This window comes from Sporomusa sp. GT1, assembly GCF_014634905.1.
Taxonomy (GTDB): domain Bacteria; phylum Bacillota; class Negativicutes; order Sporomusales; family Sporomusaceae; genus Sporomusa; species Sporomusa sphaeroides.
The window spans coordinates 87,187-104,383 of record NZ_BMBX01000012.1 but is presented as its reverse complement, the minus strand read 5'-3'; the positions used below and the strand labels follow the sequence as shown (position 1 = coordinate 104,383).

Sequence of the window (17,197 nt, the reverse complement as noted above, 5' to 3'; positions counted from 1 at the left end):
CCTACACGCCAAAAATTAAGTTAATATATACCTCGTCCAGTTCTTCCTTAGTATGCCATATAGCGGAGAGTAACTGAAGGAGCAGAATAATTCAATAGCTGCCGTATTCCGGTAATATCTACACCTTTCTTGTATGACCAATTAGGTGCAATGAAGCTCTAGTACACATGTCGTATTTGCATTGCCTGAAAGGAACTATACAAACGAAAAGAAGCCTCGTTTGCCTCTATTCCTTATTGTCGTCTGGCTTCATAGCAGGTTTAGCAATAAAGGAAGTCTGTTCTGAAGCTTGTTTTACCTTCGCTTTGGCTTTATCTTCGACATTCTCAATTAGTACCATAATTGCCCTCATTACTCCTGCAGCAATAAATATCACTAAGAAGCTGCTAGTAAGCGTCCAACCGGGAAAGCCCTTAAATATGCCGAGATATTCAAATAGCGGTAATATGCCATAAAAAATTAAACTTGAACCAATTAAATTAGCAATCCAAAACTGTTTCCAACTATTCGAGTATTGGTAAACCATCATAAAGGTAAGAGGGGTGACAGTCAAGTCATGAACAAATATGTCAGGTGCTATTGGAAATAAGCTAACAGCATAAACCCAACGCCCTAAATTGATAGCCATAACTACGTCCAGAATTACTCTTGAGACGGCTACCAGCGAACCATACAGCAATAAAGTCTTAATTCTTGCCTTATCAACCAATATCCACCAAAGAGTATACATGGTGATTACTAAGCCAACAAGCAACCACCAACGAGTCGTAAACACATTTTCTAACCAAGCTGCATAAACGATACTGTATTGTTCTAGTCGTAAGTTATGAATTACATTTGTGTAGTCGGCCACTTTAACCCCTCGCTTTTATTCAGCATCCAAAATTCAACTATCTTATGAACTTCACAAAAACGCCATATCGCATATGTCCTACACCTGAACCGGCTCGATACACCTCTTCATGCTCTCATTGTACATAAACAATATTTAGTATCTAAATACTAGGACTGAACTATTCATATAAATAAGTTTTAATTCTACCATTTTGGCTATTTAGGACATAGGATTTACATTTGTATTGCAATATCGCTTTTAACAGGAAATGTCCCCAATTTGTTGGACAGTATGATATACGGTCTACAAATTGGGGACATTTAAATCAAAAGTTTTTTTATCTACACTCTCTATTGCTTACCCATTCTCATTTAAACCCGGACAATACTACCGGGGGCAAGACGATGATATTCCAGTGCTTCCCGGTCTGTCATGTCTTTGAAGTCTTTATAATAGCTGCCTACTGCGGCATATACATCCCGCTTGCCAATACACACAACCTCAACGTGTTCCTTTAGCAGCCCATTGATAGTATCAGTGGGAGCCACCGGTACAGCCACCGTTATGCTGGTGGGGTTCCATTTTTTAAGCCATTTGACGGAAGCCAGCATAGTATAGCCGGTAGCAATGCCATCATCAACAAGGACAATATCGCGATCCTTTACCTCATGATTTTTTATAAGCATAGCTTCGTAATTTTTACTCCGTTCTTCAAACACCTTGCGGGCTTCGGCAACGAGTTGGTCAAAATTCTCCTGCTTAACACCAATGCCGGTAACATATTGATTGTCATGAATCAAGCTGCCATCGGGCATAATGGCACCGATGGCTATTTTGGGGTTAAGCGGATGCCCAATCTTTTTAGCAACAAGAATACCCATTTTAGCTTGTAATTTTGCCGCAATGGGTGATGCCACCGCTATCCCACCACGGGGAACTGCCACTATATATGGTTTCTTCAAACTATGTGCGGCTAATTGTTCTGCCAGCATTTTTCCGGCATGAATACGGTCATCAAACATAGCTTCCCCTCCTTCTTATTCGTAATTATAGGATTTGTGGCTGCCGTAATTTTAATACAAAAAAAGCATCTGACTAAAATGTTTTTTTAGTCAAAATGCCTGTAAACAACTTCGCATAGTGAAAAACGCCAAAATATATTAAAAGAGACCTTGCAATCGCAAGGTCTCTTTGTGGTGCCTCAGGGCAGAATCGAACTGCCGACACGAGGATTTTCAGTCCTCTGCTCTACCGACTGAGCTACCGAGGCATTTAAACAAGTGGCGACCCGGAAGGGACTTGAACCCTCGATCTCCGCCGTGACAGGGCGGCATGTTAACCACTACACCACCGGGCCTTGATTGACAGATATCATTATATCTTATGGGCTATTATTAGTCAAGCTTCTGTATACCCTCTTTTGGCTACCGGTTTCCCCTCTATTTTTAAAACATTTGCTCTTGATGTAAAATTCTAACAAGCAGATAAAGGGAAAAAGTTTATCATGACGAATATCTTTGATAGAATGCCACGGAGGCTAATATGGACGTTTTAACGCTATTAGAAATAGTAAGCGCTTTATCCTTTATCGCTATGACAGCCTATCTTACCGGTCGTAGCCGCTTTATTATGCGTTGCACCCATTATCCCTACCACCCGGCCAGTCAATTCTCCTTGATTGTGCTATTTTCCTTTCTGTCGATTATAGGCAATTACAGCACCCTGCCCTGGGGCGATCCTGTAGTCACGACACGCATGATCGGTATATTATTGGCCGGTCTGGCCGGTGGTCCGATTGCGGGAGTTTGTGTCGGTCTCATTAGCACCACATATCTGATTCTGGTAGAAAACGCAGCTTTAATTCCCGCCCTTTATATGATATTTGCCGGGACATTATCCGGATTGCTGCGGTTTCGCTTTAGCTTTCACCAGATTAAGCCCCTGACCGGAGCCGGAATTGCGCTATTTGTTGAATTACTTCAACTTATATTTAATACAATGCTTACCAATACCACAACCGCCATGCTGTTATTCAATGTTAAGGCCGCCGTGTTTACTATGCTTGTCAGTATTCTTGGCGTATGGCTGTTTCTGTTCATTATTAATTGGATTGCAGCAGAACAGGATATTTACGGAGCACGGGCAGCGCAATTATCATTAGAAATTGCCAGTCGCACGCTCCCCTATCTTAGGCTGGGTTTCAATACCCACTCAGCCACCGTAACGGCGCAAATCATCTACGAACTGACCGAGGCAGATGCAGTATCCGTTACCGGCAGGTATAAGCGGTTAGCCTTTGTCGGACAAGGAGCGGAACACCATAGGCCGGGTGAACCCATTCTCTCTACCGCAGTAAAGGATGCCATTGCCGATAAAACAATAAAAATTATTAATACACCGGCAGACCGGGGATGTCCTTATCCTGCTTGCCCGTTAAAAGCCGGGGTTGTGGTGCCGTTGTTTACCGGAAATAACATAGTTGGAACCATCGAGCTGGCTCGGACTAGTGGTGAATCGGTGTCAGAACTAGATATCCACATTGCGGATGGTCTTGCTAAATTGCTGTCCGTACAAATTCAACTGGCGGAAATTGATGAGCAGCGGAAAATGAGGGAAAAGGCCGAACTCAAAGCACTTAGGGCACAAATTAACCCTCACTTTCTCTTTAATACGATTAATATTATTATGTCCTTTTGCCGCACCGACCCGGATAAGGCCCGTAATCTGCTGGGGAGTTTGGCCACACTGATGCTGCGGGGCTATTCCAACCAGGACGAGCTGATAACACTGGAAGATGAACTTGCGTCCATTACGGCTTATCTCGAAATTGCCAGATCCCGTTTCGGCGACAGGCTCGATATTGCCGTAAATATTGATGACACCGCTGCACTAGCCTTGATACCGGCCTTATCACTGCAACCGTTAGTAGAAAACGCTTTAAACCACGGACTCTTTCCCAAACTAGGCCATTGCCTGCTGGCAATGGAAGCCTATATTGAAGAAGATACGCTAATTGTTTCTGTTACAGATAATGGCATTGGTATTCCAGCACAAAAGTTAGAGCAAATCCAGGACGGTCATTCTGAAGGCGTCGGTATAAACAATGTCAATAAACGTTTAACCAGTCTCTACGGGTCAAAATATGGCCTGACAATAACTTCCCAGCCGCCGTTTGGTACCGAAGCCAGACTGTGTATTCCTTTCGTGCCTCAAATATCAACCGTTCAGGAGAAAGGAGTGTATCATGAAAACAAAAGCTGTGATTGTTGATGATGAACTGCCTATTTGCGATGAAATTGAATTTCTGCTAAGCCAGCAGAATGATGTTGAAGTATGTAAAAAGTTTACCAGTTGCATAGATGCGCTTGTTTATATTTTGGACAGAAAGCCCCAATTGGTGTTTTTGGATATCAATATGCCCGGTATGTCTGGTATGGAAATGGCGCAAAAGCTAAGCATCCTCCAGAATCCCCCCTATATAGTCTTCATTACCGCCTATCCTGAACATGCTGTCGAAGCCTTTAATACCCCGGCTGTCGCCTATATTACCAAACCTGTTACACAAGAAAAACTCGCCAAGGCATTAGCCAAAATCCGCAATCTGTCTGCAAAAGCTCCTCCGGAAAAAGGGACACTGACAGCAAAAGTCTGTGTCGTATCTGGTGATAAAATTGTGCCGCTAAATAAAAAGGATATTGTTTTTATTTATGTCAAAGACAAAAACGTTTATGTACGCACCCATACTAACGAGTTCTCAACAATGTTAACATTACAGGAATTTGATAACCTCTTGACTGAAACTAACTTTTTCCGCATCCACCGTCAATATGTAATTAACTTAGATGAAATACTGGAAATTACCCCTTGGTTTCACGGTTCCTATCTATTACGTATGAATGATTTCTCTAAACAGGAAGTGCCTGTCAGCCGCAACCGGGTAAAAGCCTTTAGGACAGCGCTTGGGCTTAAATAGATAGTGGCAAGGAGGTTTAGCCGTGGGATTAGGTCTGAAAGCTAAACTTACAGTGTTTGCTGTAGGAATAGCTTTATTGGTCTGTTTAGTGGCAAGCATTCTCATTATCAGAGATATGCAAATTCAGATTGAAACAGCGATGGCCGAAAAATCCAAATCAGATCTTGCCACCGCACTGGAAATTACCGATTATATGCTTCCCGGTTCCTGGCAGGTGAGAAATGGCGAATTATACAAAGGACAGTATCGCATTAATGACAATACCGAGCTGGTAGACAAGATTGCCCGCTTAACAGATGATACGGTTACGATATTTTTAAATAATACCCGTGTGGCTACCAATATCATGCGGGACGGCACCAGAGCAACCGGTACAGTTGCTGCCGACTATGTTACCGAGACAGTGCTTACCAATGGCAATCTCTATATTGGAGAAGCGGAAGTTGTCGGCGAAAACTACCAGACTTGCTACGCCCCGCTTAAAGATGATTCCGGCAACATTATTGGCATGTTCTACATCGGCGTCTCGAAAAAATTGGCAGACCAGCTTAGACACAGCTTTACATCGATTGCAGTATTATCTGCTCGAATTGCCTTGCTGTTCGCATTGGCTGGCACCTGCTTTATCCCGTTGGATACCTGGTCAATCGGCTTTGACAATCGTCCTGTGCTCTGTTGGAAGAAAAACTCTAAACATGGAAAAACGCCACGCTGATTGCGTGGCGTTTTTTAATCTTATAATCCTATATCTTACCTTACTTCACTGTTATTTCTTCTGTAGCTGCAATTTTGGCAGCTCCGCTTGATTCAAACTTTTTATTGCTAAGAGCCAAGGTAATGAGCAAGCCAAGGAACAAGAGTATCGCTGCCGCCACGAAGGTGTACTGGGCAGCCTGATTAGCAAAATTATCTTTCAGAAAAGCTACGATTTGCGGACCAACGATACCGCCACAGCCCCATGCGGTAAGAATGGTGCCATAAACAATCGGCATCAGCTTCTGACCGAATACATCAAGGACAAAGGAAGGCATAGAACCAAATCCGCCGCCATAGCAGAGCAGGACATAGCAGACAAGTACACCAAAGACAATAGGATTGCTAACAAACAGCAAAGCAATAAATACCAGCAGTTGTGTACCGAGAATGAGACGGAATGTCTGAACCCGGCCGATTTTATCGGATAAACCGCCCCAGAAGAAACGGCCTACACCGTTAAAGATGGAGCTAACGGCAATTAAGGTAGCACCGGCAGCGGCCAACCCGGCAATCACCTGCGGGTCTGACAGGGTGGCTGGATCCATAGTCTTTTTCAGAAGATCCTGTAATAAAGGAGATTGGAAACTGATAAACATAATACCTGCAATAATATTAAAGAAGAAAACGGTCCACATCATCAGAAATTTACCGGACATAATACATTCTCTCGCTGTAATTGCATCCTGCGAAGCTTGCGCTGACGCTGAAGTGGCCGGAGGGGTATAGCCTGGCGGCACGAAACCAGCAGGCGGATTAATCATGTAGTAACCTGCCGGTAAGGTAATGAAGAACATGACCGTACCTACATAAGAAAATACCAGAACAAGATTGCCACCTGTCATGCTCATAAAGATGGGAGCCAGAATTTTTGCCATAATGAGGGCGCCAAAACCAAAGCCCATAACTACCATACCGGTAATAAATCCCTTTTTGTCAGGAAACCACTTGGCAGCAGTTGCTACCGGAGTTACATAACCAAGACCCAAACCAATCCCACCAATAACACCATACCCGACATAGAGGAGTCCTAGGCTTTTGATGGAAAGCGCATAGGCAGCAATCAGATAGCCGAGACTGAATAAGAAACCGCCTGTCATGGCAAGCTTGCGCGGTCCGAATTTAGGAAGATTAATGCCGCCCCAGGCTGCAGCCAGCCCGAGAGAGAAAATGGCCAGGCTAAATGCCCAAGCTGCTTCGGAGTTAGTCCAATTGTTGGCATCCATAACTGGCTTTTGGAAAAAGCTCCAGGCATACACAGTTCCCAGGGCAACCTGCAGCAAGGTACCCATGATGGCTATCACCCATCGGTTTGGAATATTTTGTTTTTCTGTTCCCATAGTTCTTCTCTCCTTTACATAGTTCCATTGGTAATAGTAACTTTTGCTTGTCAGCTGACATCGGAGCAAAGACGGTATTACAATAAAATGGTTTTGTGGCAATTGAGTATATACGAAATATTCGCATTACTTAAGCGACATGCTTCCGGCGCCGTGAAAGCTGCCACCCTATCAAATGAGACCTCTTTTACATTACTATTATAGCCACCATCAAAACAATCCCGCCACACTATCCTGCTGAACGGTATAAACTTCGCGCCGAAATGACCCATTTACCAACCGATGTGTCATTGTTTCTCAGCATCGAATATTTTACCAAACAAAAAAATAAGCTTCGAGACTACTCAAAGCTTATTTTGTGGTGGGCGATGACAGGATCGAACTGCCGACATCCTGCTTGTAAGGCAGGCGCTCTCCCGGCTGAGCTAATCGCCCATAATTTGCAAAAGGAGGTTCTTCGCTTTCGCTCAGAACTAAGCGATTCGCACAGGTTCTGGTATCGCTTTCGCTCTCCAAAACCTGGCTCTCTGCTTATCACTCAGGTTCTCATTTCGCCTATCGGCTCGTGAGAACCTGGTTCGCTGCTTATGGTGACCCGTAAGGGAATCGAACCCTTGATACCGCCGTGAAAGGGCGGTGTCTTAACCGCTTGACCAACGGGCCATGAACAATTCTAACAAGGAATACTCTTCTTCACTACCGCTCAGAAGTAAGCGACTCACTCGGGTTCTCATTTCGCCTATCGGCTCGTGAGAACCCGGTTCGCTGCTTATGGTGACCCACGATGGACTCGAACCATCGACACCCTGATTAAAAGTCAGGTGCTCTACCGACTGAGCTAGTGGGTCGTCTTCACAAGATAGAATTATACAAGATACATATAGGCTTGTCAATAATATTTTCCGGAAAAATCGCAAAGTCAAAAAGAGATAACCCGCCAATGCAGGTTATCTCTTTTTGTTAATAGTTTAAAACATATCGGCAAGGATAATTGTCTGCTCGCGGCCAGGGCCAACAGAAACGATCCCGATTTTAATATCGGCAACCTCGCTCAGGCGTTCAATATAACGGCGGGCATTAAGCGGCAGCTCATCATAGCTTCGTACATGGCTTGTCGGCTCCTCCCAGCCTGGCAGTTCCTCATAGATCGGCTCAACCTGGGCAAGCACCTTAAGGCTGGCAGGGAATTCATTCAGGAGTTCGCCTTTATATTTGTAACCGGTGCAAATCTTGAGAGTCTTTAAGCCATCAAGAATATCCAGACGGGTAATTGCCATATAGTCGATTCCACTCACATAACCGGCATAACGCACTACGCAGGCATCCATCCAGCCGCAGCGGCGCGGACGTCCGGTAGTGGTGCCATATTCATGCCCCCGTTCCCGGATAGTGTCACCAACTTCATCATTAAGCTCGGTCGGGAAGGGACCTTCACCAACACGGGTGGTGTATGCTTTCACTACACCAATAACCTTATGAATTTGGGTTGGCCCTACTCCGGCACCGATGCAGGCACCGCCGGCAATCGGGTGTGAAGAGGTTACATAGGGGTAAGTTCCATGGTCTAAATCCAGAAGGGTGGCTTGCGCGCCTTCAAACAGCACTTTTTTATCGTTTTTGATAGCCTGATGCAGCACAGCAGCAGTGTCTGTCACATAGGGTTTAAGTTGACGGGCATATTCCAGATACTCTGCTTTTACTTCTTCATAATCAAAGCCTTCTACCCCATAAACCGCTTTCAGCAAATGGTTTTTGGCTTCCAGGTTATACTCCAACTTAGAGCAGAATTCTTCCTCATCCATCAAATCAACCATGCGGATGCCGGAACGGGAATTCTTATCCATATAGCAAGGGCCGATTCCCCGCTTAGTGGTGCCGATTTTTCGGTCGCCGCGGGACTCTTCCTCCACTTCGTCAAGCAGACGGTGATAGGGCATGATTACATGGGCGCGGTTGGACACTTTAAGGGCCGAAGTATCGATGCCTTTGTCCTGCATCCCTTTCAGTTCTTTAAGCATAACCGCCGGGTCAACCACCACACCGTTGCCCACTACGCAGGTTTTACCGGAATATAATATGCCTGACGGCAATAAATGCAGCTTAAACTCATTGCCATTAACAACAACGGTATGACCGGCATTGTTACCTCCCTGGTAACGAACAACCACATCGGCCTTTTCGGCCAGAAAATCAACAATTTTACCTTTACCTTCGTCGCCCCATTGGGTGCCGATAACCACTACAGAAGACATAGGATCAATCCTTTCTCTTTCTTGTTAAAATATAAGGTAAACTAAAATTACCGGTTTGCTTTATAAGCCAAACCGGGCCATGATGGTATCTACATGTCTGAGATAATGGGAATATTCAAAGCACTCTTCAATCTCTGCCGGGGATAAATATTGTTTAATATCCGGGTCGGCAATTACATTACTTTTAAAGTCGGCGCCTTCCAGCCATCTGGCCATAGCATTCCGCTGTACCCAGCGATAGGCCTCTTCCCTGACGGCACCTTTGTCAACAAGCTTTAAAAGCACCCGTTGACTGAAAATCAAACCGCCGGTTTTTTCAATATTGGCTTGCATGGCATCAGGATACACCAGCAGACGGTCTACAACATCGGTAAGAATTCTCAGCATGTAATCCACTAAAATAGTGCTGTCAGGCAAAATGACGCGCTCCACCGAAGAATGGGAAATATCCCGTTCATGCCATAGCGGCATATCCTCCAGAGCAGCCAGCGCATTGCCGCGTACCACCCGTGCCAGACCACTGACACGTTCACAGGTAATTGGATTGCGTTTATGCGGCATGGCTGAGGAGCCTTTTTGGCCGGGATGGAAATATTCCTCCGCTTCCCGGATATCAGTCCGCTGCAGATTTCTAATCTCAGTGGCAATTTTATCAAGTGAACCGGCCACAATAGCCAGAGTGGTCAAAAACTCTGCATGACGGTCACGCTGAATAACCTGAGTGGCTAATTTAGCCGCTTTAATGCCCATTTGCTGGCATACATGGGTTTCGATATATGGATCAATATTGGCATAGGTACCGACAGCACCTGACAGCTTGCCAATAGCCACTGCCTCTTTGGCCCGTTTGACGCGCTCAATATTGCGTTCTGTTTCATCAAACCATAAAGCAAATTTTAAACCCAGAGTAAGGGGTTCGGCATGAATCCCATGGGTACGGCCAATCATGACCGTATATTTATGTTCAGCCGCGCGGCGTTTTAAGACATCGCGAAGTTTAATAAGATCATCAATAATAATATCTGCCGCTTGTTTCATCATGACACCTAAAGCGGTGTCTTTAACATCACTTGAGGTTAAGCCCATATGAATGTACTTGGCAGGATCGCCCACATTCTCGGCAACCGCCTGCAAAAATGCCAAAATATCATGACGGGTTTCCTTTTCGATTTCGCGGATACGTTCAACCGAAAACTTAGCCTTTTCCTTAATAACAGGTACAGCCTCTGCGGGTATTTGCCCCAGCTTAGCCATAGCTTCGCAAGCAGCAATCTCAATCTCCAGCATCGTCTGAAACTCATTTTGGTCGGTCCAGATATGTCCCATTTCAGGATAAGTATAGCGTTCAATCATGATAACACTTCGCTTTCCGAACTGTTCTCCCGTTTAGCAGCCAGTCCAATTTATTTTATACCATTAAGACCATACGCAAAAACAACTCAGCCTAGTTTTTCCCTTTTTTCCCTTGTTTATCATAGCATTTGCCGCCAATCACTGTCAATAAAATTCGAATGATTATATTAATAATATAAATATCGTTCGGAAACTAAGACAGCCTGCATAGCTGCAGGCTGTCTTAGTTTGCTTTTAAGAGTTAGCAGTAATAAAACGCTCCATCAGAGCACGGATATCACCGGCATTTTGGAGACTAAGGGCTTTAGGCAGCAGTTCCTCGATTTCCCGGTCATGGAGTTTACGGATTACTGCCTTTACTCTGGGTATGGCGGGAGCACTCATGCTAAGTTCATCCAGCCCCATGGCCGCTAAGAGCGGCGCAGCCAATGGGTCCCCGGCCATTTCGCCGCACATGCCCACCCAGATGCCCTGCTCGTGCCCGGCTTTGACAATCCCGTCAATCAGCCTGAGGACAGCCGGATGAAAATGACTGTAAAGCGGGCTGACCGCCGGATTACCGCGGTCCACCGCCAACGTATACTGCACTAAGTCATTGGTCCCAATACTAAAAAAGTCACACTCCGCGGCAAGTTCCCTGGCAGTAACAGCAGCCGCCGGGGTTTCGATCATGATACCCAACGGTACCTTGGCAGCAAAGGGTTTTCCTTCATCTATCAGCTGGGCAGCCGCCTGCTCAAGGCATGCCTTGGCTGCGGTAATTTCGGCGGCGCTGATAATCATTGGCAGCATGATGGCCACATTACCAAAAACACCTGCCCGCAGAATGGCTTTGAGCTGAGTAATGAACAAGTCCGGCTGTTCCAGACTGATACGAATGGCCCGCCAGCCTAAAAATGGATTTTCTTCTTTAGCTATATGCAAATACTGCAGCGGCTTATCACCACCGGCATCCATGGTCCGAACAATGCACAAATGCTTGCCGCACTGGGCTGCCACCGCTTTGTAGGCAGCAAATTGTTCTTCTTCACCAGGCGGGTTATCCCGCCCCAAAAACAAAAACTCACTTCTAAATAAGCCAACCCCTTCGGCTCCCTGCATAAGCGCAGACGCCATATCGGTCGGAGAGCCAATGTTGGCTGCCAGCTGCAGCTTTCTGCCGCCAAGGGTAACCGCAGCTAAAGCAGCCATTTCTCCATCCTGACGCTTCCTGGCCGCTTCAGTTTCAACTTGACTGCGATACTCCGCCAATCGCGCTGCCGCCGGCTGGAGAATGACCTGACCGGTGCTGCCGTCAACAATAACCATAGTACCAGGCAGCAGACGGTCTATTGCTCCTCCCAGGCCGGTGACAGCCGGTATCCCCCGTGCCTTGGCAATAATTACAGCATGCGAGGTAGTGCTGCCCTGCCCCAGTACAATGCCGCATACCTTCTCAGACATACCGGCAGCGGCAGAAGGCGCAAGCTCCTGGGCGCATATGACCACCGGTTCAGGATCTTCATCTTCTATCTGGGCGCCCCCTGCCAGCAGCCGGGCCAGCCTCCGGCCTATGTCCCGCACGTCGGCGGCCCGTTCCCGCAAATAGGCGTCAGGCATTGTGTCAAACAAAGCGGCAAACTCTTCGGTTGCCGCCAGCGCCGCCTGCGGGGCCGCTATACCCTGTCCGGCCTTGTCATGCATGTTAGCAGCCAGTCCCGGATCATTCACCATGGCATGATGCGCTTCTATAATAGCTGCCTGACTTGTCCGTCCGCTTGCTTTCGCCGCCGCAATTAACTGCGCCAGTTCGGTGCTGGCGGCTTTAATGGCCGCAGCAATTTTGCCAGACTCTGCCTCAGGTGTGCCGGCACTATAGGCGGCCAAACGGGGCGCCAAATCTTCTGACAGCACCTTGACGCGGCCAATAGCAATGCCTGGCACTACCCCGGTGCCACGTAATATTTCTTCCATTGTTTAGCCCTCACCAAAATTGTTCTCAACCAGTGCCTGCAAAGCGGTCACACACGCCACCTCGTCCGGCCCATCGGCCAGCAGCGTAAACTTCGCCCCCTGCCGCAGCCCCAAACCCATCACAGCCAGGATGCTTTTAGCATCTGCCGCTCTTTCCCCTGCCTGGATGGTTACTGTGCTCGCAAAACCTGAGGCCTTCTGGATAAATTGCGCAGCCGGCCTGGCATGTAGCCCGGCTGAATTGTTTAGCACCAACTCAATTTTGGTCATATGTTTCCTCCAATTAAGTCAAGGTATATTTCTACTTTGCCAAATCTGTCCGGCAAAAACTGTTAGAGCTTTTGCAGGTTTCTGGCAGCTTCGGCTGTAGCCAGCACACCGGCCAGTGACTGGCCAATAGAAGCATCCACGGCAGCAGCAATCGTTCCTTCCAGAATGGGTGCATCGGCAATAGCTACCCGGGCTTTGTCTGTCGCGCCCAGCATATCTATGGCCAGTTCGGCACTGATAACAGCACTGCCCAAATCAACCATGACCAGCACTCCGTCACCGGTATCGGCGGCTTCAATAGCTGCCCGAATTCTGACGGCATCTGTGCCGATACTGCCGTCCGCCATGCCGCCGGCAGCAATCAGCCTCTGTCCGGCAGCCGCCATTTGACCGGCCAGTTCGCAGATGCCTTCCGCAATCTTGGCGCTGTGCGAAACTACAACAATTCCGACCATCTGCTTATACCCCCGGACTATGCTGCCTGGCAAAACTCGTAAGTGCCTTCAGCATGAGATAGGACGAAGTGGCACCGGCATCCTGATGGCCGAGGCTGCGTTCCCCCAGATAACTGGCCCGCCCTTTGGTTGCAATAATTGTTTTGGTATATTCTACACCGTTGGCGGCAGCTTCTGTGGCCAGTTCCAGACACTGCAGCAAGGTCTCGCCTTCGTTCATAGCCTGCGTAAATGCCTCATACGCCGGTTCAAGGGCATCCAGCATGGTTTTTTCACCGCGAACCGCCTTCCCGCGTTCTTTAATTCCGCCAATCGCAGCCTTCAGCATGGCTGCCGCAGTGTCAGTATCCAGTTCCGCCTGTCCCTGCAAAACAGCACCGGCTCTCAGGAAGGCAGTACCATATAACGGCCCGGCGGCACCGCCTACTGTCGATATGAGCGTCATGCCGGTCAGTTTAAGAACACTGGCAGCATCTTCTGCCTGAGCACCTGCCAGCTTACCGCGTACAGCTTCAAACCCCCGCGCCATGTTAAGTCCATGGTCGGCATCACCGATGGCAGCGTCCAGCTCTGTTAATTTCTCCTTATTGGCAATTATGATCTCAGCCAGTGCTGCAATTGCCGCAATTGCAGTTGCCATAATAAACTCCTTCTCTCCCTTTAGAATTGAACCAGAGCCGGTGTATCTGCCGGCGCCAGCAGCAGTTCTTTGAGCTCGCCGTCCAGCTTTAATACCGTAACCGAAAAACCGGCCATTTCCAGAGAGGTCATGTAGTTGCCGATATAGGTCTTGGCAATGTTGATATTTTTCCCGGCAAGCAGGGCTGCTACCTTGCGGTTAACTACATACAGCTCCATCAGCGGCGTTCCACCCAGCCCGTTGATCATTACCGCCACTTCCTCACCGGCATTCACCGAAAGATCGTCCAGAATTTTGCCAACAAGGTGCTCTGCGGTTGCATCAGCCGTGCGGAGACTCTCGCGATGGGTTCCCGGTTCTCCATGAATGCCCATACCGATTTCCACTTCGTTATCAGCCAGGGTGAAGCTGGGCTTACCGGCTGCGGGAACAATACAAGGCGACAGCGCCATACCCATGGAACGGACATTGGCAATTACCTTTTCGGCAACCCTTTGGACTTCCGCCAGGTCAGCGCCGGTTTCGGCCTTAGCCCCTGCAATCTTATGGACAAACACGGTACCGGCAATGCCGCGCCGGCCTGTGGTCCAGGTACTGTTTTCCACCGCTACGTCATCATTGACAACCACTTTGGCTACAGCAACCCCATCAGCCTCAGCCATCTCTGCCGCCATTTCAAAATTCATAATGTCGCCGGTATAATTTTTGATGATCAGCAGCACTCCTTTACCGCCATCAACAACCTTAACAGCTTCATATACCTGATCAGGTGTGGGTGAAGTAAACACCGCGCCGGCAACGGCCCCGTCAAGCATACCGCGTCCGACATAGCCGGCATGAGACGGTTCATGACCGCTGCCGCCCCCCGATACCAGTGCAACCTTTCCCTGCACCGGCGAGTTGGCCCGCACCAATACATTAAAGCCTTCTACCCGCTTAACATACTGGGGATGTGCCAATACGGCCCCCTGCAGCATTTCCTCAACAACCTGCTCGGCATCATTAATTATCTTTTTCATTACTTACCCCCTCCTCACAAATTACTGATTGTATATATATCAGTAGCTGCTCATAGTCAGAGCAAGAACTATGCCAGGCAAAGCCGCCTGCCATCTTGCCGGCATATCACCAGGATTAGCGAGAATCGCAGACCTGCACGCCAAAAAGAGCACCCAATTTTGCTGGCGCTCTTGTACAAAAATATCAACTTTCTATATTTTTCTTGATACTTTTTACCATACTGCTACAATTTTCCCAGGATACCGTTTTGGCAATTCCGTACTTTTGCGCTTTGGCTGCCACGGTTTTGTGGGTTAACCCCAGCGCCTTGCCTGCGGCGTTAAAGCTGCCATATACAGCCAAAGCTCTGCTGATAATTTCTTTCTCATACTCCGCCCAGGGCAAAACGGCCTCCTGTCCCAGGGAAGCAGGCAGAGTGATATTGCTGCCGGAAAATAAGCCGGAAGGTTGGTTCTCGCTTTCCCGGAGATATAACGGTAAGTCCGCGGCAGTCAATACTTTGCTGTCAGCAAGTGTGACCATCCGTTCAATGACATTCTCCAGCTCCCGCACATTGCCCGGCCAGCGGTAAGCCATCAAGCCGGCAAGCGCTTCCCCGGTTATTCCGGAAATAATTTTACCTTGTTCGGTAATAATTTTATGTAAAAAATAATCGACCAGCAGCGGTATATCCTCCACCCGTTCCCGCAGCGGCGGCAGGAGAATGGGAATGACGTTGAGCCGGTAATACAGATCTTCCCGGAACTCGCCGTCTTCCACCATCTGCACCAGGTTGCGATTGGTAGCGGCGATAATCCGGACATCCACCCTGATAACAGCTTCACCGCCTACCCGGGTAAATTCCTTTTGCTGCAGCACTCTCAGCAGTTTTGCCTGCATACTTTTACTAAGTTCACCAATCTCATCAAGGAAAATCGTTCCCTTATCTGCCAGACTGAATTTACCCGGCTTCTGGCGAACGGCGCCGGTAAACGCGCCTTTTTCATGGCCGAACAGCTCGCTTTCCAACAGGCTGTCAGGAATAGCGGCACAGTTGACTTTGATGAGCGGACCGGCATTACGGCTGCTGGCATAATGGATGCCTTCGGCTACCAATTCCTTGCCGGTACCGCTTTCACCGGAAATCAAAACAGTTGTCCTGCTGGCAGCCGCCTTGGCGGCAACAGCCAAAGCCTCCCGGAGTTTGCCACTGTGTCCAATAAACTTTTCAAAAGACGGTCCGGGTTTTCGGGTTCGCCGCAGTTCCTGTTCCAGATATTCGGCTTTGGCAGAAACATGATTGAGTTTATCTACTAATTTATGTACCTCATTGACACTTTTAACAACAGATACCGCTCCGGTGAGCTCCCCATCCACCAGGATCGGGCTGACATTCGCCACCAGCGTCACGCCATCAGGCTTTACCACAATATTGCCAATAGCCGGCCGGCCTGTGGTCAGGACCCGGCTGCGTATGCCGTCGGGCGACAGGTTGCGGACATTTTGCCCAATCAGGCTCTGGCGCGATTGTTGTACCAGCTCAACATAGGCCGGATTAACGTAAGTTATATACCCCTCCCGGTCGACTACACAGATTCCGTCTTGTACTGAGGCCAATACCAATTGCAAGCGTTCTTTGAGTTCTTTTACTGCCTTCAGTTCACCGGTCACCGCTTCCAGCACCGATATGTCCTCAAAGATAGCCATCGCCCCACGTACTTGCCCTTCGGCAATAATAGGCGTCCGGTTAGTCAGGATGGTCCGCGAACCAATGGACTGGCGGCAGCCTATTTCGGCTGCTTTCGTCTCAACAATGCTGTGCAGCCGTGACCCGGGAATAACGCATTGCGCTTTATTGCCTATGGCCTGGCAGACCGGGATACCCAAGATACGCTCTGCCGCCGGATTAAAGATGGTAATCACATCATTTTCGTCAGTAACCAGCAAACCATTAGCCATGCTGGCAAATATCTGCCCGGCAGTTAACGCATTATCCTGCAGCACATTATCCACCTGATTCATGATGGCAGCATCGGCCGGCAAAAAATCACTTTCCAGAAAGGCTGCCATTTCAGCAGCCGCGGCAGCCGCGGATAACCCTTCCGCCTCTACCCATAACCGATCCCCCTGCTTGACCCGCAATGCCACCAACGGCATCATGCTGGTTGCCAAAATAGCCGCACCACCCGGGGGCCGGAAATATAGCTGGACTTTTCTGCGGTCTTCAATTTCATACGCCTTTTGTACGATCATAGCTGCCACCCGGGCATGCAAGCCTTTATTATGAGTGATAACCGCCTGTTGTCTACTATCCATGACCGCTCACTCCAGTGCCACAGTAATTCTACTATTATTTTACTGTATGACCGGAGCT

At 48.1% G+C, this 17,197-nt stretch carries 14 protein-coding genes and 5 tRNA genes; 3 read left to right on the top strand and 16 right to left on the bottom strand.

Annotated elements, in window-relative coordinates:
• Positions 1–226: 226 nt before the first annotated feature.
• The 4 genes from GT1_RS14240 to GT1_RS14225 all read right to left on the bottom strand — a co-directional run bounded on the left by GT1_RS14240 (position 227) and on the right by GT1_RS14225 (position 2,192).
• Positions 227–853, bottom strand: coding sequence for a CBO0543 family protein (locus GT1_RS14240; protein WP_188399305.1), 627 nt, complete (start codon positions 851–853; stop codon positions 227–229).
• A 353-nt stretch (positions 854–1,206) separates the two neighbouring features.
• Complete coding sequence (locus tag GT1_RS14235; RefSeq protein WP_075756435.1) at positions 1,207–1,857, bottom strand: phosphoribosyltransferase; 651 nt, start codon at positions 1,855–1,857, stop codon at positions 1,207–1,209.
• A gap of 172 nt (positions 1,858–2,029) precedes the next feature.
• A tRNA-Phe gene (locus GT1_RS14230) sits at positions 2,030–2,105 on the bottom strand.
• Positions 2,106–2,116: 11 nt separating this feature from the next.
• A tRNA-Asp gene (locus GT1_RS14225) sits at positions 2,117–2,192 on the bottom strand.
• 185 nt (positions 2,193–2,377) lie between these two features.
• Between GT1_RS14225 and GT1_RS14220 the strand changes: the two genes are divergently transcribed.
• The 3 genes from GT1_RS14220 to GT1_RS14210 are packed head-to-tail and all read left to right on the top strand — an operon-like array spanning position 2,378 to position 5,523.
• The gene (locus tag GT1_RS14220; protein WP_188399304.1) at positions 2,378–4,105 is read left to right on the top strand and encodes a histidine kinase; all 1,728 of its coding nucleotides are present in this window, start codon (positions 2,378–2,380) and stop codon (positions 4,103–4,105) included.
• Entirely contained in the window at positions 4,080–4,808 is a 729-nt protein-coding gene (locus GT1_RS14215) for a LytTR family DNA-binding domain-containing protein (protein ID WP_075756437.1), read from the top strand. Before GT1_RS14220 ends, GT1_RS14215 begins: the two co-directional genes overlap by 26 nt.
• A 22-nt stretch (positions 4,809–4,830) precedes the next feature.
• Positions 4,831–5,523 carry a cache domain-containing protein gene (locus GT1_RS14210; RefSeq protein ID WP_188399303.1) on the top strand — a complete coding sequence of 231 codons (693 nt, stop codon included), beginning with the start codon at positions 4,831–4,833 and terminating at the stop codon, positions 5,521–5,523.
• Positions 5,524–5,563: 40 nt separating this feature from the next.
• Here the strand turns inward: GT1_RS14210 and GT1_RS14205 are convergent, their stop codons facing one another.
• The 12 genes from GT1_RS14205 to GT1_RS14150 form a co-directional block, all read right to left on the bottom strand.
• Entirely contained in the window at positions 5,564–6,901 is a 1,338-nt protein-coding gene (locus GT1_RS14205) for an OFA family MFS transporter (protein WP_188399302.1), read from the bottom strand.
• Positions 6,902–7,260: 359 nt separating this feature from the next.
• Positions 7,261–7,336 (bottom strand) — tRNA-Val (locus tag GT1_RS14200).
• Positions 7,337–7,489: 153 nt separating this feature from the next.
• Positions 7,490–7,564: transfer RNA gene (locus GT1_RS14195), tRNA-Glu, on the bottom strand.
• A 109-nt stretch (positions 7,565–7,673) separates the two neighbouring features.
• Positions 7,674–7,749 (bottom strand) — tRNA-Lys (locus GT1_RS14190).
• A gap of 120 nt (positions 7,750–7,869) precedes the next feature.
• Positions 7,870–9,153, bottom strand: coding sequence for an adenylosuccinate synthase (locus tag GT1_RS14185; RefSeq protein ID WP_188399301.1), 1,284 nt, complete (start codon positions 9,151–9,153; stop codon positions 7,870–7,872).
• A 60-nt stretch (positions 9,154–9,213) separates the two neighbouring features.
• Positions 9,214–10,506, bottom strand: coding sequence for an adenylosuccinate lyase (gene purB / locus GT1_RS14180; protein ID WP_188399300.1), 1,293 nt, complete (start codon positions 10,504–10,506; stop codon positions 9,214–9,216).
• A 234-nt stretch (positions 10,507–10,740) separates the two neighbouring features.
• Positions 10,741–12,459 carry a phosphoenolpyruvate--protein phosphotransferase gene (gene ptsP, locus GT1_RS14175; protein ID WP_188399299.1) on the bottom strand — a complete coding sequence of 573 codons (1,719 nt, stop codon included), beginning with the start codon at positions 12,457–12,459 and terminating at the stop codon, positions 10,741–10,743.
• A gap of 3 nt (positions 12,460–12,462) precedes the next feature.
• Positions 12,463–12,729, bottom strand: coding sequence for an HPr family phosphocarrier protein (locus tag GT1_RS14170; RefSeq protein WP_075756443.1), 267 nt, complete (start codon positions 12,727–12,729; stop codon positions 12,463–12,465).
• A gap of 62 nt (positions 12,730–12,791) precedes the next feature.
• The gene (gene dhaM / locus GT1_RS14165) at positions 12,792–13,184 is read right to left on the bottom strand and encodes a dihydroxyacetone kinase phosphoryl donor subunit DhaM (protein WP_188399298.1); all 393 of its coding nucleotides are present in this window, start codon (positions 13,182–13,184) and stop codon (positions 12,792–12,794) included.
• 4 nt (positions 13,185–13,188) lie between these two features.
• The gene (gene dhaL / locus GT1_RS14160; RefSeq protein ID WP_188399297.1) at positions 13,189–13,824 is read right to left on the bottom strand and encodes a dihydroxyacetone kinase subunit DhaL; all 636 of its coding nucleotides are present in this window, start codon (positions 13,822–13,824) and stop codon (positions 13,189–13,191) included.
• Positions 13,825–13,844: 20 nt separating this feature from the next.
• Complete coding sequence (dhaK, locus tag GT1_RS14155; protein ID WP_188399296.1) at positions 13,845–14,843, bottom strand: dihydroxyacetone kinase subunit DhaK; 999 nt, start codon at positions 14,841–14,843, stop codon at positions 13,845–13,847.
• 184 nt (positions 14,844–15,027) lie between these two features.
• Positions 15,028–17,139: a sigma 54-interacting transcriptional regulator gene (locus GT1_RS14150; protein ID WP_188399295.1), complete on the bottom strand. Its 2,112-nt coding sequence runs from the start codon at positions 17,137–17,139 to the stop codon at positions 15,028–15,030.
• Positions 17,140–17,197 lie beyond the last annotated feature (58 nt).